Origin of the sequence: Trichocoleus sp. DQ-A1, assembly GCF_039961955.1 — a bacterium.
GTDB lineage: Bacteria > Cyanobacteriota > Cyanobacteriia > Cyanobacteriales > FACHB-T130 > FACHB-T130.
The window spans coordinates 63,852-83,611 of sequence record NZ_JAMPKE010000026.1; the positions used below are offsets into that span (position 1 = coordinate 63,852).

17 protein-coding genes and 1 pseudogene are annotated in these 19,760 nt (G+C 47.3%); 9 read left to right on the forward strand and 9 right to left on the reverse strand.

From position 1 onward, the window contains the following. Window positions 1-74 precede the first annotated feature (74 nt). On the forward strand, window positions 75-497 hold the full coding sequence (locus NDI33_RS20560; RefSeq protein ID WP_190425388.1) for an anti-sigma factor antagonist: 423 nt from the start codon (window positions 75-77) through the stop codon (window positions 495-497). A 262-nt stretch (window positions 498-759) separates the two neighbouring features. Next, window positions 760-1,128 carry an STAS domain-containing protein gene (locus NDI33_RS20565; RefSeq protein ID WP_190411700.1) on the forward strand — a complete coding sequence of 123 codons (369 nt, stop codon included), beginning with the start codon at window positions 760-762 and terminating at the stop codon, window positions 1,126-1,128. Window positions 1,129-1,178: 50 nt separating this feature from the next. Here NDI33_RS20565 and NDI33_RS20570 read toward each other — a convergent pair whose 3' ends face one another. After that, the gene (locus NDI33_RS20570) at window positions 1,179-1,793 is read right to left on the reverse strand and encodes a chromophore lyase CpcT/CpeT (protein WP_190679332.1); all 615 of its coding nucleotides are present in this window, start codon (window positions 1,791-1,793) and stop codon (window positions 1,179-1,181) included. A gap of 218 nt (window positions 1,794-2,011) precedes the next feature. Here NDI33_RS20570 and psb29 point away from each other — a divergent pair, with 218 nt between their 5' ends. After that, window positions 2,012-2,749 carry a photosystem II biogenesis protein Psp29 gene (psb29, locus tag NDI33_RS20575; protein WP_190425383.1) on the forward strand — a complete coding sequence of 246 codons (738 nt, stop codon included), beginning with the start codon at window positions 2,012-2,014 and terminating at the stop codon, window positions 2,747-2,749. Between the two features lie 450 nt (window positions 2,750-3,199). On the opposite strand, the gene trxA is transcribed toward psb29, so the two are convergent. Beyond that, a complete protein-coding gene (gene trxA, locus NDI33_RS20580; RefSeq protein WP_190411703.1) occupies window positions 3,200-3,517 on the reverse strand; it encodes a thioredoxin in 318 nt (105 codons plus the stop codon). 141 nt (window positions 3,518-3,658) lie between these two features. Here trxA and fabG point away from each other — a divergent pair, with 141 nt between their 5' ends. Both fabG and NDI33_RS20590 read left to right on the forward strand, forming a co-directional pair. Beyond that, complete coding sequence (gene fabG, locus NDI33_RS20585; RefSeq protein WP_190411704.1) at window positions 3,659-4,423, forward strand: 3-oxoacyl-[acyl-carrier-protein] reductase; 765 nt, start codon at window positions 3,659-3,661, stop codon at window positions 4,421-4,423. A 134-nt stretch (window positions 4,424-4,557) separates the two neighbouring features. Beyond that, window positions 4,558-4,857, forward strand: coding sequence for a protealysin inhibitor emfourin (locus NDI33_RS20590; protein ID WP_190679333.1), 300 nt, complete (start codon window positions 4,558-4,560; stop codon window positions 4,855-4,857). A 45-nt stretch (window positions 4,858-4,902) separates the two neighbouring features. Here NDI33_RS20590 and NDI33_RS20595 read toward each other — a convergent pair whose 3' ends face one another. Continuing rightward, window positions 4,903-5,976: a M4 family metallopeptidase gene (locus NDI33_RS20595; RefSeq protein WP_199299430.1), complete on the reverse strand. Its 1,074-nt coding sequence runs from the start codon at window positions 5,974-5,976 to the stop codon at window positions 4,903-4,905. Window positions 5,977-6,228: 252 nt separating this feature from the next. Here NDI33_RS20595 and groL point away from each other — a divergent pair, with 252 nt between their 5' ends. The 4 genes from groL to NDI33_RS20615 all read left to right on the forward strand — a co-directional run bounded on the left by groL (window position 6,229) and on the right by NDI33_RS20615 (window position 11,482). Beyond that, window positions 6,229-7,923, forward strand: a complete 1,695-nt coding sequence (gene groL, locus NDI33_RS20600) for a chaperonin GroEL (protein ID WP_190432341.1) — start codon at window positions 6,229-6,231, stop codon at window positions 7,921-7,923. Between the two features lie 323 nt (window positions 7,924-8,246). Next, the gene (locus NDI33_RS20605) at window positions 8,247-9,407 is read left to right on the forward strand and encodes a hypothetical protein (protein ID WP_190679335.1); all 1,161 of its coding nucleotides are present in this window, start codon (window positions 8,247-8,249) and stop codon (window positions 9,405-9,407) included. Window positions 9,408-9,458: 51 nt separating this feature from the next. Further along, entirely contained in the window at window positions 9,459-10,628 is a 1,170-nt protein-coding gene (gene corA, locus NDI33_RS20610; RefSeq protein WP_190432336.1) for a magnesium/cobalt transporter CorA, read from the forward strand. Window positions 10,629-10,840: 212 nt separating this feature from the next. Then, window positions 10,841-11,482, forward strand: coding sequence for a hypothetical protein (locus NDI33_RS20615; RefSeq protein WP_348233782.1), 642 nt, complete (start codon window positions 10,841-10,843; stop codon window positions 11,480-11,482). 147 nt (window positions 11,483-11,629) lie between these two features. Here NDI33_RS20615 and NDI33_RS20620 read toward each other — a convergent pair whose 3' ends face one another. The 6 genes and pseudogenes from NDI33_RS20620 to NDI33_RS20645 form a co-directional block, all read right to left on the reverse strand. Then, window positions 11,630-12,466, reverse strand: coding sequence for a J domain-containing protein (locus NDI33_RS20620; protein WP_190679347.1), 837 nt, complete (start codon window positions 12,464-12,466; stop codon window positions 11,630-11,632). A 107-nt stretch (window positions 12,467-12,573) separates the two neighbouring features. Beyond that, window positions 12,574-13,536 (reverse strand): cysteine synthase A, encoded by a 963-nt coding sequence (cysK, locus tag NDI33_RS20625; RefSeq protein WP_190525524.1) that lies wholly within the window; start codon window positions 13,534-13,536, stop codon window positions 12,574-12,576. Window positions 13,537-13,659: 123 nt separating this feature from the next. Beyond that, on the reverse strand, window positions 13,660-14,097 hold the full coding sequence (locus NDI33_RS20630) for an Rrf2 family transcriptional regulator (RefSeq protein WP_190411711.1): 438 nt from the start codon (window positions 14,095-14,097) through the stop codon (window positions 13,660-13,662). A 243-nt stretch (window positions 14,098-14,340) separates the two neighbouring features. Further along, entirely contained in the window at window positions 14,341-16,335 is a 1,995-nt protein-coding gene (locus NDI33_RS20635; protein ID WP_190679354.1) for an iron uptake porin, read from the reverse strand. A gap of 198 nt (window positions 16,336-16,533) precedes the next feature. Next, entirely contained in the window at window positions 16,534-18,693 is a 2,160-nt protein-coding gene (locus tag NDI33_RS20640) for an iron uptake porin (RefSeq protein WP_190679362.1), read from the reverse strand. Between the two features lie 947 nt (window positions 18,694-19,640). Further along, a pseudogene (locus NDI33_RS20645) lies at window positions 19,641-19,760 on the reverse strand (photosystem II protein D2); the annotation flags it as partial.

Genomic DNA, 19,760 nt, shown 5'->3' on the forward strand with positions numbered 1-19,760 from the left:
GTTAGACTACGGGAAAAATCCCGCTCTCATCGCACCCGGTTGATATACTTGCCCATCTTTAGAGGTGAGTGTTCGTGCTTCACATCGACCAGAAAACATACACGACCCAAAACGGCACGAAGATTATCGTTTTGACACCAACAGGACGGCTGGATATCACCACAGCTTTGCAATTTCGCGTGAAATTACAAGAGAGTCTTTATACACTCAGTCGTCATGTGGTCGTAAATCTTGGGAGAGTGAATTTTATTGATAGTTCTGGCCTCACCTCATTGGTGGCAGGGATGCGAGATGCGGATAAGGTAAACGGGAGTTTCCGCCTTTGCAATCTGCTTCCAGCCGCCAAGGTGGTGCTGGAAATCACCATGATGGATTCGGTATTAGAAATCTACGAGAACTGTAACGACTGCTTCAACCCCCCGGATGCCCCTGGAACCATCCTCTCCCCTAGAAGAGGAGGCGATCCCTTTTTTCCGGATATTGAAGCAGAGTTGTGAGTAACACTGGAATCTTCTACCTGTATGATTCTGAGTGCTATCTTAATGGGCGATCGCGCCAATCCAGTCTGCTAGAAGCCGAATTTAATGTAATTTTTTTCAAGCTTTGCTTTAAGATTAGGCGAGCTGAATTTTTGGTAGCTCTAATCTCTAAGTTAGAGTTAGACTACTGAAAGCTCAAATCATGGGAGCAATCGTAGTAAAATGCGGCTCCTATCTAGATATTAAATATAGACGGAGCTTCCGGAGCAAGGAGGTCTTGGTGATTCATATCGATCAGAGAACACATACGACTCAAGACGGGACGACAGTCATCGTCTTAGCCCCCACTGGACGCCTGGATATTACAACCGCATGGCAGTTTCGTCTGAAGTTGCAGGAATGTATTTCCAAACTCAGTCGCCACGTAGTTGTGAATCTCGGTCAAGTTAATTTTATTGACAGCTCTGGTCTAACATCCTTGGTGGCAGGAATGCGAGATGCTGACAAAGTAAAAGGCAGTTTCCGCATATGTAACGTCCATCCAGAGGCAAAACTCGTTTTTGAAGTCACCATGATGGATTCGGTGTTTGAAATTTTTGAAACCGAGGAAGAGGCTCTTGAAGGAGTGCCTCGCAGCATGGTCAGCTAAATTATTCATGAGTTATGCAGTCAATCGTCCTTAACTAAGGACAAAAGATTTCAAATTGCTAGCTCAGCGGAAAAATCTTCGCGCTTAGTGAAAATATAGGGGCCAAGCAGTGCCCCCCAGATGGCTCTGCCTGTTTGGGGGTCAATTCCCTTGTCATAGCTTCTAAATTCTTGATGCCGCGCCTCAAACCCTAAAGAAACCTGGTAAGTTTCTCCTTGATAGGTAAAACAGCAGGGGGCATCAGTCGCGGGTGCGGTAGAAAAGTGATAGGTATTTTGAGCTAAGGGTTGCTGAATGACGGCGAGGGTACAGCCGGGGAGAAGTTCCATCTGTTCTGGTGTAAGCGTCTTCAGCAAGGCTGGATTTTGACCGGCACCTCTGACCCGATCGGGATCTTTCAGCATATAGTATTGCACCATCAGCGAGGCTTGAGAGGTGTCGCTGTGGCGCAGGCGCAGAATCCGAGGACGATAGGGACGATCCAGTTGCAGGATGTTCGCTTGCTCTGCAAACAGGGTGAGGCTATCTTCTGCAAACAGCGGTACGGGTCGCAGCCAAAGGCGGAGGTTTACGTACCAAGCGGGTTCTCTTGTCGCTTGTTCTGAATTCTCAAATTCTCCAGCTATATATTGAGCCAGGAGCGTTAGTTCAGGAGAAAAAGTCATTGGGAATGGCTAATCGATAATGGGTAATCAGCAATCGGAATTTAGGATAAGGAAGGCGTATCTCTAACTTCTAAGACCCTTTTCCCAATTACCAATAGAATAATTTCTGCGATCCCCGGCATTGTATCGCCGGGAGTCTCTACAAGACATTGCCTTGGCAAAGGTGTCCAAAAGCTGTGACAATGAGTTTACATCGCCCTCAAACTTAAAATTTTCCGGTGAATAACGTCCGCACTGTATCAGACACCAAAAGAACTTTCTATACCCTACACACCCGCCCCATTAACTCCATCTACCGGCGGGTGGTAGAAGAGTTGATGGTGGAAATGCACTTGCTTTCGGTCAATGTGGACTTTCGCTACGACCCCATTTATGCATTGGGCGTGGTGACATCCTTTAACCGCTTCATGCAAGGCTATCGACCAGAACGAGATAAAGAACCGATTTTTGAAGCCCTCTGTCGAGCAGTCGAGAACGAGCCGCAACAGTACAAGCAGGATGCCCAGCGGCTGGAAGAATTAGCCATGCGTCTGGGTGGGAAGGATATCGTTGCCTGGTTAAACCCAACGGCTCCTAGTCACGGCGCTGATGACTTGCACGCTGCTGTGCAGGCCATCGCTAACAATTCTCCGTTTAAGTACAGCCGTTTGTTTGCGATTGGTTTATTTACGCTGCTGGAAGTAGCAGATTCCGATTTGGTAAAAGACGAAAAGCAGCGGATTGAGGCGCTCAAGCAAATCTGTAATGCCTTAAACCTGCCAGAAGATAAATTACTCAAAGACCTAGAGCTGTATCGCAGCAATTTGGAGAAAATGGCTCAAATGCAGCTGGCTATGGAAGATATGCTAAAAGCAGATCGAAAAAAACGCGAGCAACGTGGGGATAAAGGGGTTGTGGTGGCTCCTCCCAATAGTTCTCCAGAATCAAGCGTTGCTCCAGGCACTTCTCAAGACTAGGCAACTTGTGTTGAAGCTGAGAAAGCCTTCCGTATGATAGCGATCGCTCATCCGATTCCCTTTTGATGGGCTAAACATCCGTAAGTAGTGATGGGTCTTCAGTCATTTGCCAAGAGTCATTAGCAACAAACTAATGACTCTTGGCAGATGATTTAAGGGTTCGCTTTCTTTAGCGTTGTTGATTACCAACTGCTCTCCAGAAATGAAGTTCGGTTTGGCATCTCGGTGGTGAAATGCAGCCTCCCCTCGCAGCACTTATCCCAGCTTTCCGAGATCCGCACTAAGTTGAGAGATTAGCCCGGAAGTCAAGTTCCGGGCTGGCTTGGCACCTGACTCAGAAGCCGGCAAGATAGGAGTTCCCGTACATATCCGCGTCTGCGATCGTCAGCAGCTCCGGATGCTTTCACCAAAGAGAGCTATTGGTTACACCCAGATACTGCCGATGTAGCCTTAAACCAACGCTTCTAGGCGCTGGATGAGTTGTGGAGCTGTCAGCACACCCTCAATGCGCTCAACTACCTGACTATTTTTAAATAAAACCAACGTTGGTAGGGCGTGAATTTGATATTGGCTCGCCAAGTTTGGATATTTATCCGTATCAATTTTTACAACCTGTAACCGTTCGTTCATCTGGGCGCTTACCTGCTCCAGAATCGGGACCATCATCTGACAAGGACCGCACCAAGTCGCGTAAAAATCCACCAACACTGGCTTTTCAGACCCAGACAGTAACTCTTGGAAATTGTTGAACTGCTTTTTAGTTGCCATGCGATCAAAGTGTTTTCTGCTCTTTCACGACAATCGTAATCTTTTGGCGTATTGATTCGTTCAGTCCGAGGTACGAATCGACCTAAGATCGTTAGCGCAGTTAAATAACCGCGTTCATAACGGATCGAGAGGAATTTATTGATGGAAGCATTGCCAGAGAGCCAGCAAAGATTGCGCGGACAGGTTGCCATCGTTACCGGCGCTTCACGAGGAATTGGTCGAGCGATCGCCCTAGAATTGGCATCTGAGGGAGCCAGTGTAGCGATTAACTATGCCAGTTCTAGTGGAGCAGCCGAAGAAGTCGTGAGTGAAATTACCGCAGCAGGCGGTAGTGCGATCGCCCTCCAAGCAGACGTATCCAAAGCCGATCAAGTAGACGCCCTCCTGAACACCGTGATGGAGAAGTGGAAGCGCGTTGATGTCTTGGTGAATAATGCTGGAATTACCCGCGATACCCTGTTGTTGCGGATGAAGCCGGAAGATTGGCAAGCCGTGATTGACCTTAACCTCACTGGCGTCTTTTTGTGTACGCGAGCTATCAGTAAGGTGATGCTGAAGCAACGCTCCGGGCGCATTATTAATATTTCATCCGTTGCCGGTCAGATGGGCAACCCCGGTCAGGCAAACTACAGCGCTGCCAAAGCGGGAGTGATTGGGTTTACAAAAACCGTCGCCAAAGAACTCGCCACTCGCGGCATTACAGTCAATGCTGTTGCCCCTGGATTTATCGCCACCGATATGACGAGCAATATCAAATCAGAGGAAATCTTAAAATTCATCCCCCTCGGTCGTTACGGTCAACCAGAGGAGGTTGCTGGTTTAGTTCGATTCCTAGCCGCCGATCCGGCTGCCGCCTATATCACGGGTCAAACGCTCAATGTGGACGGCGGTATGGTGATGGCATAGCGACCATAGCGGCAGAGGACTGTGAGCGTAGTGACGCTCTCCTCGCGGTCGGAGTGGGAAAGAGAGAGGCAGACGAAGAATAACATCCATCACTGCTTACTATGGAGTTAGTCTTGCTCCCTGCGAGGGAAACTATGCGAATTTCTTTTGAACGGACTGGCGGCTTTGCTGGGATGCGCCTGACAAAAGTTTTTGACATTACGACTCTGCCTGCAAATGAAGCAAATCAGCTGCGCCTCCTGATTGACGCAGCTGATTTCTTTGATTTGCCTGCCGCGATCGCTTCCAACACTCCCCAACCCGACCGCTTTCAGTACAAGCTAACGGTGGAAGAAAACACTCAGCAACATACTGTTTTAGTGAGTGAATCCGCCGTACCTGGAAACTTAAGACCGCTGCTGGAATGGCTGATGGCAGCTGCACGCAGAAATTAAAAATGAAGAATTGCCTCTTCCATTTTTAATGCACGCATTTTTAATTTAAATCACTCCCACTTCTTGCCAACCTTTGCGGACTGCATTCTGCTCCTTGGAGCCTTCGCCGTAGAGTTCTCCAGCGACTGTAATGAGAGTATTCGCAGCCCGTTTAAAATTCGCTCTAGAGCGCAGGCGATCGCGTAAAGCGATATACCAGATTTTCCCTGCCTTTTCCCAAGCGTAGCCGCCAATTTCCACTGCTGCTAAATAAAAGGCACGGTTGGCAATCCCTGAGTTAATATGCACGCCTCCGTTATCTTCCAGCCCTTTGTAGCGGTCTTTATAAGTCGCAGGCTGGGGGTCTTTGCCTAGCACTGGGTCGTCGTATGCTGTCCCCGGTGCCTTCATTGAGCGAATCCCAACGCCCTTAACATTGGCGGTAAACAAACCTTCCCCGATAATCCAGTCAGCTTCCTCGGCGGTCTGATTGAGAACCCGCTGTTTTACCAGAGAACCAAAGACATCGGAAAAAGATTCATTCAGAGCGCCGGATTCGCCGTAATAGATTAGATTGGCTTCATATTGGGTGACGCCGTGGGTTAGCTCGTGACCAATCACATCAATCGCCTTAGTAAAGCGTTCAAAAATCTCTCCATCCCCATCACCGTAGACCATTTGGTCGCCGTTCCAAAAAGCGTTGTCATACTTCACGCCAAAATGAACCGTCGAGTCCAAACGCAGCCCTCGATTGTCGATGGAATTCCGCTCGAACACCTGCTCGTACAAGTCATAAGTTGCACCCGATCCGTCGTAGGCTTCGTTGATCGCGGCATCTTCGCTGGGAGGATCGCCTTCACTCCGCACCAAGGTGCCTGGTAGATCGTTGCCATTTTTGGCATCAAAGATGGTACGACGCTTCTCACCCGCTGATGCTGCGAACGAGATATTCCCCACTGTCAAGCGCCGTCCGCGAAACTGTTCTGACACGGTTAAGGTTTGAAAAGCCCATGCCCGCTGCTCAGGGTTGCCATTCTGGAGAACCTCCTTCAGCATATGAGGAGGAACGATACAACAAATGGGATGAAGTCTATCGCAGCAAGGTTGCAGCCCTACCGCTCTTTTTTTTGGTGAACGCATAAATTATTTCCTTTGTCAAGGACAGAGCATCAAAAAGTGGATGATAAACGCATTCAATCCAATCCGCTCTAGTTATCGAGAATTCGGCAATTTCGTTACAAAAAGTAACTCAAACGTGCGATTGATTGCTCTAGCTGTTTATTATGTACCTCCCCCATATCAGTCGAGGTGAGGACTCTCATCCTCTCCGATTAGCACTCTGTGCCAGTGAGTGCTAAATTGACTAATGGAAGCGCTCTGAAAACCTAAAACATGGCAAAAATCGTTGCATTTAATGACGAATCGCGGCGGGCACTAGAGCGGGGCGTGAACGTCCTGGCAGACGCCGTTCGCATTACGCTGGGGCCGAAAGGGCGGAATGTCCTTCTAGAGAAGAAGTTTGGCGCACCCCAAATTGTGAACGATGGTATCACCGTTGCCAAGGAAATTGAATTAGAAGACCCCCTGGAAAATACAGGCGCTCGACTGATTCAGGAAGTGGCATCCAAGACGAAAGATATTGCGGGTGATGGCACGACGACAGCGACGGTTCTGGCTCAAGCGATGATTCGTGAGGGCTTGAAGAACGTAGCGGCTGGGGCAAATCCAGTGAGTTTGCGGCGGGGAATCGAAAAAACGATCGCCTTCTTAGTGGAGGAAATTGTAGCGATCGCGAAACCAGTGGAAGGTAGCGCGATCGCTCAAGTGGCAACCGTCTCCGCTGGTAACGATGAAGAAGTCGGCAAAATGATTGCCGAAGCGATGGATAAAGTCACCAAAGACGGCGTGATCACCGTTGAAGAATCCAAATCGATGGCAACGGAACTGGATGTCGTCGAGGGGATGCAGCTGGATCGCGGCTACATTTCTCCCTACTTCATCACCGATTCCGAACGGATGGTGGTGGAATATGAAAACGTCCGGATTTTGATGACGGATAAAAAAATCAACTCTATCCAGGATTTGATTCCCGTCTTGGAAAAAGTTGCCCGTTCCGGTCAAGCTTTGCTGATTATTGCCGAAGACATCGAAGGAGAAGCTTTGGCAACTTTGGTGGTAAATAAAGCGCGGGGCGTACTGAATGTAGCCGCCATCAAAGCGCCTGGATTTGGCGAACGCCGCAAAGCGATGCTGCAAGATATCGCCGTTCTCACTGGCGGTCAGCTAATCTCAGAAGAAGTTGGTTTGAGCCTAGATACCGTCTCCCTGGAGATGCTGGGAACCGCTCAGAAAATCACCATTGATAAAGAAAACACCACCATCGTCGCTGGTGATGCCAAGACGGCAGATGTGCAAAAGCGGATTGCCCAAATTCGCAAGCAGCTAGAAGAAACGGATTCTGACTACGACAAAGAAAAGCTGCAAGAGCGAATTGCTAAGCTTGCCGGTGGTGTCGCCGTCATCAAAGTGGGTGCGGCGACCGAAACCGAACTCAAAGACCGCAAGCTGCGGATTGAAGACGCCCTCAACGCGACCAAAGCTGCGGTGGAAGAAGGTATCGTTCCAGGCGGTGGCGCGACGCTGATTTACCTGAGCAAGAAAGTTGCTGACATTAAAAATAGTCTGGACGCCGAAGAAAAAGTCGGTGCTGACATTGTGGGCAGATCTCTAGAAGCTCCCCTGCGTCAGATGGCAGATAATGCCGGTGTCGAAGGCTCTGTCATTGTCGAGAAGGTGCGCGAGACTGATTTGAATATCGGTTACAACGCGGCTACCGACACATTTGAAGACCTGATCGCCGCTGGGATTATCGACCCTGCGAAAGTTGTACGTTCGGCGTTGCAAAATGCCGGTTCGATTGCCGGGATGGTGTTGACCACTGAAGCCCTGGTTGTCGAGAAGCCTGAGAAGAAAGCGGCTGGTGCCCCCGATATGGGCGGCATGGGCGGCATGGGCGGCATGGGCGGCATGGGCGGCATGGGCGGCATGGGCGGCATGGGCGGCATGGGCGGCATGGGCATGATGTAGTCCATTGTTCGCGTCCCCAGCGCCCACAGGTTGAAACCTGAAGCTAAAAACACAAAGCCCACCTTTGTGGACTGAAAGAAAAGCAGCTTGTCTCAAACGGCAAGCTGCTTTTTTGTAGCGATCGCTCATTGTAAGAGTGTTACAGTATTGAAAAATTATAGGGTTCAAACCTACTTAACTGGGATAATTCCTCAAACTTCTGTTTAATCAGCATTTTAGGAAAATTTTCAGTAAATACTGTTACTTTAGGTAAATCATCGGGAATCTTATATGAAGGGAGTTCCTTAGATATTTTTCTTTCAGCTAGAGGATTAACTTTAACAATGCTAGTCTTTTTTCTTCACGGGGTTGCTACACGGGATGTTAAATATGGAGATAAATTGAAAGGTTTTATTACAGAAGAGTTTACCAAAAGAGGTGAATTACTCCCTCACTTTTATTATAGTTTTTGGGGCGATGTTTTAAATGATGTTGGGAGGATGTGGAACTGGATTCATCAAGATTTACAGGAAGTTAAAAAGGAATCTCCAAATTTAGATATTCAAACCATTTTGAGGTATCAACACTTTAGACAAGGCTTTCTATCTGAATTCGTTGGAGATGCTTTCACCTACCTTAATCAAGAACGGGGCGTAAAAATTAGAGAACTGATTGCAGATCAACTAGAGGACTTTATAAGACGTAACCCTGAAGAAACTGACCTTCATATTGTTGCCCATTCCTTGGGAAGCGTCATCCTATGGGATAGTTTGTTCTCCGATAGATTTGATTCTGATGATGCGGCGTTTCATATCCGTACAATGATTAAAGGACTAGGTGATTCCACCTCCAGAAGACAAGTTTACCTAAGGAGTATTACCACAATGGGTTCTCCTATTTTATTCTTTAACACCATGTTAGGTATTAATTTTAATAAAGTTAAATGTTTTGCTAAAAATTATAAAAACCAAAGTTTGAGATGGATTAATATAATTCATTCCTCTGATATTATTGCCTATCCGCTTCGGACAAGCTTTAACATTAATTCGTCTGATAACATATTTTTACAAGATGAGTATATTTTAGATCATGCTAACCTGGCGGAAAATACTGCCTATACTGTCGGTCAAGTGGATGCAGCCTTAGCTTTAGGAGTTGTTGATGCTCATCACTGGTATATGAATTGTTCTAAAACAGCTAATTTAATTACTGATAATATTTTATCTGGTAAAAATATTATGTATGATGTTATATCTCGCTTAAAAAAAATACCTGAAGTTAAAAATGTTTTAACTCCAGTAAACTATATCTTTGATAAAAAATTACTGCATCTAAATTTTAGAGATGGTAGCGGTAGTATACAAATGTATGTTAATTTTGCCAATATACACCATGTTTATATATTCGATACTAATGAAGATCGCAAATTTGCAGGATATTTTGGGTGGAATTATGCTAATAGTTTTCAGGAAGAAATTGAATTAATTAAAAGAGAATTTTTCTGAATAAAGAATAGATAAAATTCTAAAATAAATACTGAATAGGAGTAAATGCAAATGACACAAAGACGCCCCCAGCCTGCGGAAGTAGTTACACAATACAATGTAGACGAAGACGATGATAATTCTTTGTTTGAAGACTTTTACGATAAACCCGGTAGTCTACCAGGAACAATTTTTATTAATAAAAATTCTCCGCCACCCAAAATTATCTTAATTGACTACAACGAGGCAAACCGCATCTGCATGCCACTTGAGACCCCAGCAGCGTGCGCTAGCTATTTGGATACCGAGTCGGTTTCTTGGGTGGATGTGTTGGGCTTAGGAGATGAAGAAATTTTGCGAGAATTGGGACAGGTTTTTCATTTACATCCATTGGTTTTGGAAGATGTGGTAAATGTACCCCAGCGACCCAAAGTGGATGATCAGGGAGACCATCTGGTGCTTATTAGCCGGATGGTGATGCCTAAAGAAAAAGGCACTGGCTTCTACAGCGAACAAGTGAGTTTAATTTTGGGGAAACATTATTTGCTCACTGTGCAGGAGGAACCACTGCGGGATTGTTTTACACCCGTGCGCGATCGCATTCGTCACAATAAGGGCACTATCCGCAAGCGCGGTGCCGATTATTTAGCCTACGCACTGTTGGATTCAATTATTGATGGCTTTTTTCCGGTGCTGGAAGTTTATGGTGAGCGAATTGAAGACTTAGAGGAAGAAGTTATCGCCAATCCTACACGTAAAACTCTAGACAAAATCTATCAAGTTAGGCGCGAATTGTTGGCACTCCGTCGCGCTATTTGGCCCCAGCGAGATGCCATAAATTCCTTAATTCGAGATGGGAGTCCTCTTATTTGTGAAGAAGTCCGAATTTATCTAAGAGACTGTTACGATCATGCGGTTCAAGTAATGGACATGGTGGAAACATATCGAGAACTATCCTCTGGGTTAATGGATGTTTATATGTCCTCGGTTGGTAACAGAATGAATGAAGTTATGAAGCTTTTGACTGTAATTTCCAGTATTTTTATTCCCCTCACTTTTGTTGCTGGAATCTACGGCATGAACTTTAATACAGAAAAATCTCCATTCAATATGCCGGAACTAAACTGGTATTTGGGCTATCCGCTTTGCTGGGCATTAATGATAGCGATCGCATCTGGTTTAATTTACTTTTTCTGGCGGCGCGGCTGGTTTGATAATTTTTCCACAGTTAAGGATGACTAGCATCATGTTCATAAATTACTTTTCTTATAGCCTGTAATTTTTTGCTAAAAATTAATGGAAGACAAAAATTTTTGTTTTTAATTACTTAATTCTAAAGTACAAATAAGTAAGTTTCTTTTTTTCAAAAAATAAACTTTGTAATTAAAAACTTTCCCCAATTAACAATTACCAATCACTAATTACTAATTTTGGATGACCGCAATTTATTCATCTTGACTGTCTACATCATCTGTGTCACCTACATTTTATACCGAGTTTTTAAATCGGTAGATAGAAATCAAGTGATAGTCCATCTCGATCGAGAATCCTTAAATGGACAACTGGAAGCACAAAATCTAAGAGATCGCGTCGATATCCAATTTAAGCTGGAAAAGCGATACCAACTAGATCGACTGCGCGAACTATCGATCCAGATTGACAATAAATCTGCGGAGCATTCAATTGACGTAGACTGGGATCGCAGTTCGCTGACAGATTTCGACGGGCGATCGCGGCGAGTGATTCGCCTGACGCCCAGCATGATTCTGGATCTCTCCCAGCGTCAAGTTTATAGCTTCATTGGGTCTGGAAAAATTCTTAAAGAAAAAATAACTGTTGAAGACGTTCTCCAGCGCGACTTGCAAACCGATGTTTTGAAAATCTCAGCGTCCCTTTTTGATCCATCCAAACTCAAAAAACTCTCTAGTCCTGAGAGTACGCTGCACTTTTCTCTAACGCTGGTGCTGCATTTATTTAGGTCTACGAGTGAGACGGGCAATTCCGTTACTCACATTTTGTCTTGTGACTTTACAGTTAAAAAAGCTCCTTGGACAGATGTAATGCGTTGGAATCCCAGAGAAACAACTAAAAAATAAAAATTGAGAAATTCTTAAATTTTTATTTTTGTTTTGGGCACTGGGGAGGCTTTACTTTCATCCAAGCCCCGTTACCACAGTAGGGGACGGTACAGAAAAAGCCCCTACTGGTAACGAGAAAAAAAGCTAGTTTTTAATTTTTAATGGTTAAGCAATGTCTTTGACTGCGTATTGCGCTTCGCAGCGCAAACCAGTGGCAATTCTAAAAAGTTCTTGACCTGTGTGCAGGTAGCCTTCATCATAGTTGAGCGTAAAAAGTTCTAACTCTTCAATGCCATCTGCTACTTGATTGAGGCAGTAGTAAAGGTGAACTGCTGCGCCAGCAACATTGGCTGGATTAGGCAAAGAACGAAAAGCCAGCTGAGCTTGTTTGAGATAGTTACGACACTCTTTCAGGTAAGCCTGAAATTGTTCCATCAGTTCATCATCAAAAGGATCGGCTGAAAGTTGGTCTAGTTGGTCTGCCAGAGGATTGAGAATGCGACAGATCAAGCGATTGACCGGCACATAGACTTTCTGAAGCCATTGCTCCAGTTGTTCGTCGGCATCTATTGCTGTCTGTCGATGCGCGTAGTATCGGTTTTCAGCGTTGGCTTGCTGTTGTCGATGCGCGTAGTATCGGTTTTCGGTGTCGGCTTGCTGTTGCCGCTGCGATCGCGCTGAAGTATCGGCTTGCTGGTATCGCTGCGATCGCGCCGAAGTATATGTCGCTGATGATTCAGCTCGTCGCGACGGATGATTGTTAACAGATTGTTCGTGTCTCAGGCGATCTTTGAGCAGCATCTGGTCATAAGACTGCCGCTGTTGAGGGTCACCCAGTATTTCGTAAGCAGCATTAATCCGGACAATTTGCTCGTGGTTCGCTGTTTCGCGATTACCATCTGGATGAAACAGCTTCACTAGACGCCGGTAAGCTTGCTTGATCTGTACCGGAGTCGCTGCGGGACTAATATCAAGGGTGTCGTAGTGAGTGGAATCTGTCATGGAAATAGCTTTCTGTCAGAGGCATGAGTCATTAGTAGGTAGAGGTATGACTAATGACTCATAGCTCATGAGCTTTTAACTAATGACCACTAACAGTTACTGTAGCGTCAACCCAGCACAGCTGGCACTCGCGGTTCTGGATCTTGGAACAGGGGTGTACTTAAGTAGCGTTCTCCAAAGCTGGGCTGAACCATGACAATCAATCGTCCCTCATTTTCGGGGCGCTGAGCGACCTTGATGGCAGCATAGAGGGCAGCACCCGTGGAAATGCCGGAAAGCAGTCCTTCTTCACGAGCAAGACGACGACCGTAGGCGATCGCATCATCATCTGTCACTGCGATTACCTCATCAATCAGCTCAACTTTCAGCACTTGGGGAATAAACCCAGCACCGATGCCCTGAATTTTGTGGGGGCCAGGGCGTCCGCCGGACAACACTGAGCTACTGATGGGTTCGACGGCGATCGCTTTAAAACCCGGTTTCCGTGGTTTAATCACCTCTGCCACACCCGTAAGCGTGCCGCCAGTGCCTACTCCAGCGACCAGGATATCCACCTGCCCGTCTGTATCCTCCCAGATTTCCTCAGCAGTGGTTTCCCGGTGAATCTGGACGTTGGCTGGATTGCTAAACTGTTGCAGCATATAAGCATTAGGCGTGCTGTCAACAATTTCTTGCGCCCTACGAATGCAGCGGCTCATCCCCTCAATGCCAGGGGTCAGTTCCAGTTCTGCTCCATAAGCCCGCAGCATCGCCCGTCGTTCGGTACTCATCGTGTCTGGCATTGTCAAGATCAGCCGATAGCCCCTGGCTGCTGCCGCCATCGCTAGAGCAATACCCGTATTCCCAGAAGTCGGTTCCACTAAAATTGTTTTGCCTGGGTGGATCAACCCCTGCTCTTCTGCCGCATTAATCATACTCACCCCAATCCGGTCTTTGACCGAGGCAGCTGGGTTCATCCCCTCCAATTTCACCACGATCCGAGCCAAACAGCCTTCCTCTTGGGGAATGCGGTTCAACTGTACTAAAGGCGTCCGACCGATTAATTCTGTAATGTTTTGAGCAATCCGCATAGATTTTAGTTTTTTTCTTGGTTATGAGGAGTCAGAAGTCAACATCAATCATTAAAAAGTGCAAAATTAAAAATTAAAAGAAGTATGCTTCTTTTAAAATTTTTAGTTTTCAATTTTTAATTTTTAAATGTAATACATGATGTCAAGCTGACGCCTAGAATCCCGTTTTTCTGCTAAATCTTGAAGCGTGTATCCTTGTAAGACCGAATTAGCTGTTTGATGCACTTCCTGCCAGATTTCCTCTACCACGGCACTTTCTACCGTTTTGGAAGTGTTGTTGTTCTCAGAAGGTTTGGCATCCAATCCTTCCAGGCAACTCACAACTTCTAAGAGCGTAATTTTCCAAGGTTCCCGCGACAGCAAATAGCCTCCCTTTGCTCCACGTTGGCTACGCACTAAACCGCCACGCCTCAATGTCGCCAGCAGCTGTTCTAAATATCGATCGGGGATATTTTGTTGAGCCGCAATCTGCCGAATTTGTAACGGTTCGTTGTCGTTGTAGTGACACGCTAGCTCTAACAGAGCCAACAGCGCATATTCTGTTTTACAGGAAAGTTCCACAAGCTTGAGATCGAGTGTGAGGGATCGTCTATTCCAGTATACCCCGGTTCTCCACCGGAGTTTGTCGGTTTAAGCATTCGCCAATAAAAAAGCCCCGCTAATACGGGGCATAACCGGGTTCGCAAAATTTCCGACACAAAAGCTGGGAGCAGGGGAGCAAGGGAGAAGAGGGACAGAGGGAGTAATCACCCCTTACCCATTACCACCTGTCCTAGCAATGTGCGGGCTACTACTTACGTCTCCCTAGAAGCTGAACGTTGTTCTGAGCGTGCCAATAACGGCATCTTCGTTATCGTCATTTTGGTTGGGAGCGGTAATCCAGATGATGCCGGGAGTCACGGAGATGTTATCCGTCAGCTGGTACTTGTAGAATCCTTCGAGGTGATAAGAGAGATCGTTCTTAATCCCGACTGGGCTGCCTTGAACTTCAAGACCTGCCAAGTAGGGTTCTACACCTGCAAAAATTCCCAGGATATTCCCCCGCTTACCCAAATCGGGGAAAGCCACACCTAATCCGTAGTACCAGACCTCGCCTCTGGTACTATTTTCAACCGCGCTAATATCAGTCTTACCAACGAATCCGCTCAGGGAGAATCTGTCGCTCAGTCGTAAGGCAGCCTCAAGACCATAGGAGTTAGTAATCAGTGCGGTATCCCTAGCCAGTACTAATGGAAACCGAGCGCCTGTTCCAGTTGCAAGAGTTGGATCGTTAGCTCCGCGAGAACCTGTTACCGGCCTAGCGCCAGCCGAGCGCGGACTTCCACCAAGGTCGAAAATCCCGTCACCCCGGTTATGGTAGCCGTGGACGTAGGTTGCAGCTAAGCCTAAGCGATCGCTAACGGTAAAGTTGAGTTGGGCGAGAGCAGAATAATCCCCGCCGAACAGACCAACCTTATCAGCAGGGTTATTCCCATTATCTGCCAAGTAACCCAGGCTCAATGAAGTAGGACCGAGAATCGGTGCTGTACCTACACCGAGCCTGATCCCGATACCGGCACCGCCACCGATTCGATAAATAGGACTCTGCTGAGCAAAAGTTGAGAGTGCTGCGGTACCACCGTCTCCGTCATAAAAGTAAGGGTTGAGGACGGGAGCGTAGTCGGCATGAATTCCACCGGCAGCAGCAATGTATACTTTGGAAGCCCCAAAGGGGAACTCATACGCTAGCCAGTCTAGAAAAATATCGTTGTTGTTACCGGGATTCAGGTCAAAGGTCTGGTTGCCCTCGAATGAACCATTAGGCTGAAAAGGTGTAGTGTTACCAGCCGCAAGACGGGTGTGCAATACATCTCGACCCGTGAAGCTGGTTTGGAAGTCTAAACGAACGCGATCGCCAAAAATGGTATTGGTGTCCTCGCGATCGCTAAACTCGTCCGTGACAGCGAAGATCGCTTCACCCACGAGTTTGGTGGTTGTCGAGAACTGATGGTTTTCTAGGAACGTCACCCGCCCTTCCAGGTTATCTACCCGCGTCCGGAGGGTTGCCAGTTCTGCCCCAAATTCATCGATCAGCCGTTGCAGCGTTGCCAAATCTTCTTTGGTAACGAAATCTGCTGTAGACGCGGCAATTAATTTCTCGATTTGCAGCAAACAAGCGTTCAAACCCGCCGCAAATTCATAACGGCTCATTGCCCGGTTGCCCCGATAGGTGCCATCCGGATATCCTGCTATACATCCATAGCGCTCTACTAGGCTTCGCAGCGCTTCGTATGCCCAGTCGGTTGGTTCCACGTCCGACAGTTGGGAGACGTTTGTGACTTGGCTTTGGGAGTTATTTCCTTCCTGGCTGTAGCGATTGATTTGTTCTAAAACGCTGTTGTTGCCAACTGTATTTCCTGCTGGAGCTGTTTGAGCCAGCTTTGAGTCGGCAGCTGGCATCACAGGCAAAGATGTGCCTTCAATCGTTTCTACCCCTAGTGCTTGAGCTGAGTCAGCGGTTGCTGGCTCCTGGCTGGGTGCGACTGCCAACTGTTCTGGCGCTTCCGTCGCAACAACTTTCTGCTCTAACTCTGACTTCTCAGCGGTAGCTGAAAATACAGGGATTGAGCTGACTGTTGGGGTTTCTGGCGCAGTAGCGATCGCTACTGGCTGCAATTCTGGTAGTGCCTCTACCGTTTGGGGCTGAATCACTTCTTTAGCAGCAGGCGTTTGTGCAGCGATCGCTGCCGATGAAACCACCAATGCTGCCCCCAAAACTGCTGGGCTGAATACCAGCGATTTCCAGATAAATTTAGCCATCTTTCCTCTTTTCCTCACACACACCTTATTCAGAAAGATTGACATCCTTCTTAATTTTTCCAGTCATCCTACCACAGCCCAGAAATTGCATTAGGTAATAAATCATACAAAAAAGCCCCGCATTGAGCGAGGCTTTACTGATTTCATTTCACAATATTAGGCGAGCTGGATTAACCCAGTCGCCTAACTTTTGTGTTACTAGAAGCTGAACGTAGTTCTGAGCGTACCGATAACAGCGTCGTCGTTATCATTGCTTTGACCGGGAGCTGTTAGCCAGACAACTCCAGGAGTAACAGAGATATTCTCCGTCAGCTGGTACTTGTAGAAAGCTTCAATGTGGTAGGGTCGATCTTTACCAACTGGAACCCGAGCACCCTCAAGTTCGAGACTTCCCAGATAGGGTTGGGCACCGGCGAAGATCCCCAAAACGTTACCCCGTTTCCCTAGGTCAGGGAAGGCTACCCCTAATCCATAGCTCCAGACTTCACCATCTCCGTCACCAATCACTGTGACGTCGCTATAAGAGACAAAGCCACTGAGTGAAACTCTGTCACCCAATCGGAAAGCACCTTGTAATCCATAGGAGTTACTGACCGTTGGACTTGCGTCAGCTGATATACCAAGTGCGGATGAAACGAAGGGACCAATAACCCCTGGATTATTGGCTAAAGCGGTACCAACTACACCCTGGCCTCTGCCACTGTCGAATATCGAGTTGCCGGAACTATGGTAACCGTGAACGTAGGTAGCCGCCAAGCCGAATCGGTCGCTGACAGTGAAATTTAGCTGCGCCAGAGCAGAATAGTCCCCATTGAACAGACCACCATGCTGATTAATACCTAGTCCAAGCGGTGTGCTATCGGCAGGATTATTGGCATTATCTGCTAGATAACCCACCGTTAATGAAGTGGGACCGAGAATTGGTGCCCGACCGACACCCAGTCTCAGACCAGCACCAGCACCGCCCCCGATGCGATAAATGGGGCTGTACTGAGCAAAGGTTGAGAGTGAGCCGCTACCACTGTCACTGACTCCGTTATAGAAGTAAGGATTCAAAACAGGGGTGTAGTCGGAATGGCGTCCTCCAGTGGCTGAGATGTAAACTTGGGAAGCGCCAAACGGAAACTCATACGCCAGCCAGTCTAAGCCAATATCATTGCTGTTGTCGTTGTTGAAACCGAGGTTAAAAGTCTGAGTTCCCTCGAATGTGTCGGGGGTTAAAAGTCCCAGGTTCCCAGCGGCGAGACGAGTGTGCAATACATCTCGACCTGTGAAGCTAGTTTGCAGGTCTAAACGTACCCGGTCTCCAAAGATGGTGTTGGTGCCACGGTCATCGACATCCACATCCAAGTCGCTAACGCTAACATCACCCGTAAACGAGTCCGTGACGGCGAAGATCGCTTCACCCACCAATTTGGTGGTTGTCGAGAACTGATGGTTTTCTAGGAACGTCACCCGTCCTTCCAGGTTATCTACCCGCGTCCGGAGGGTTGCCAGTTCTGCCCCAAATTCATCGATCAGCCGTTGCAGCGTTGCCAAATCTTCTTTGGTAACGAAATCTGCTGTAGACGCGGCAATTAATTTCTCGATTTGCAGCAAACAAGCGTTCAAACCCGCCGCAAATTCATAACGGCTCATTGCCCGGTTGCCCCGATAGGTGCCATCCGGATATCCTGCTATACATCCATAGCGCTCTACTAGGCTTCGCAGCGCTTCGTATGCCCAGTCGGTTGGTTCCACGTCCGACAGTTGGGAGACGTTTGTGACTTGGCTTTGGGAATTATTTCCTTCCCGACTGTAGCGATTGATTTGTTCTAAAACGCTGTTGTTGTCAACTGTATTTCCTGCTGGGGCGCTTTGAACCAGCTTGGTGTTCGTCGGTGCTGCCATCGGAACCGACACGCTGTTGTCTACGCCTAGAGCTTCGGCTGAATTGGCGGTTGCTGCGTCCTGGATGGGCGTTGCTGCCAACTGTTTTGGCGTCTCTACTGCTGGCACTACAGGTACAGACGTGCTATCAAGCTTCTCTACCTTTAGTGCTTCTGCCGAGTTGGCGGTTGCTGCATCTTGAATCGGCGCTACTGCTAACTGTTCTGGCGTTTCCACTTCAACTGCACTCAGCGCTTCGGCTGATTTAGCGGTTGCTGAAAACACGGGGGCTGAGTTAGCTTCCGGGGCTTGGGGTGCAGTAACCAAAGCCACTGACTGAACTTTCGGTAGGTTTGCCTCAGTCGTTTGGGGCTGAATTACTTCAGAGGTTACGGGCTTTTCAGCTGCGATCGCAGCTGAAGAAAGCACGAGTGCCGCTCCCAAAACTGCTGGACTTACTAGCAGAGATTTCCACATTAATTTAGCCATCTTTCCTCTTTTCCTCACACACACTTTTTCAGAAAGATCTTTCAGAAAGAGTGACAATCCTTCTTGATTTTTCAAGTCATCGTAACACAGATTGGGCGCTGCCACCACCTCACCAGCGCCTGAAATGATTGCTAGAGCGCTTATTGAGATTTTTCGTGTTATTTTTCGGATGACCTAAGTCACTCTTTAAAAATGACTTGCGCCCTATCAAAGTCTTTTGTTGTCAACCCATCGCTATCATCTGTTGTCAGTGTTAGCGTCACCTTATTGTACAAAATTTCTTGTAGATGATGCTTTGTTTCTATTGAGATGCAGCAACAGCAACTAATTTGTTAATCTGGGCGATCGCTTCTCCAAACTTTTTTCATTTTCTCTTCTACTGCTTCCCTGGCTAACTTGATAGCTGATGAATGCTTTGTTAATTGCCAGCTCGCTGAGTATCTACGCCATCGCCTTCCTGAAAAAAAGCCCCTAAAAAACTATCCGCCCCCACGGGAAGCGTTTTGGTATCACCATTACACTCAATGTGAGGGCGGTCTAGCGGGTCTTCAAATTAGCACCAGACTGTCGGAAGGAACTCCAAATACCAGCCTAGCTCTTTCAGCCTTTAGTTAATCCCACTAGGGGATTAAAACCGGCTTTTAGAGAACAGCTCCGACGCTCAGCCGGTTAACGCTAATTTGATGACCCATAAATTTACTACTATCACTCATGGGCATCACCTCCTTGTTGCCTGAACGGTCTAATTCTCAAAAGGAGTAGGGGAAAAATCGCTAAGGATTCATTCCCTTCATTTAGATTAGCACAGGCTAGAGCAGATGTGGGCTGGCTTGAAAAAAAATACCCCGCCACTCGCGGGGTATCGTTCAATGAGGAGTGCTGTAGGAGCGGGATCGCCCCGCCCATGCTGAGTTAGAGAAAATTAACTCAATATTTCACTCCTGACATTACAGTGCGTTACCGCGAGGCAGAACCTCTTCAGGGAAGATAAAGTTCTCGTGGGGTTGATCCTGAGGAGCCATCCAAGCCCGGATGCCCTCATTGAGCAGAATATTCTTGGTGTAGAA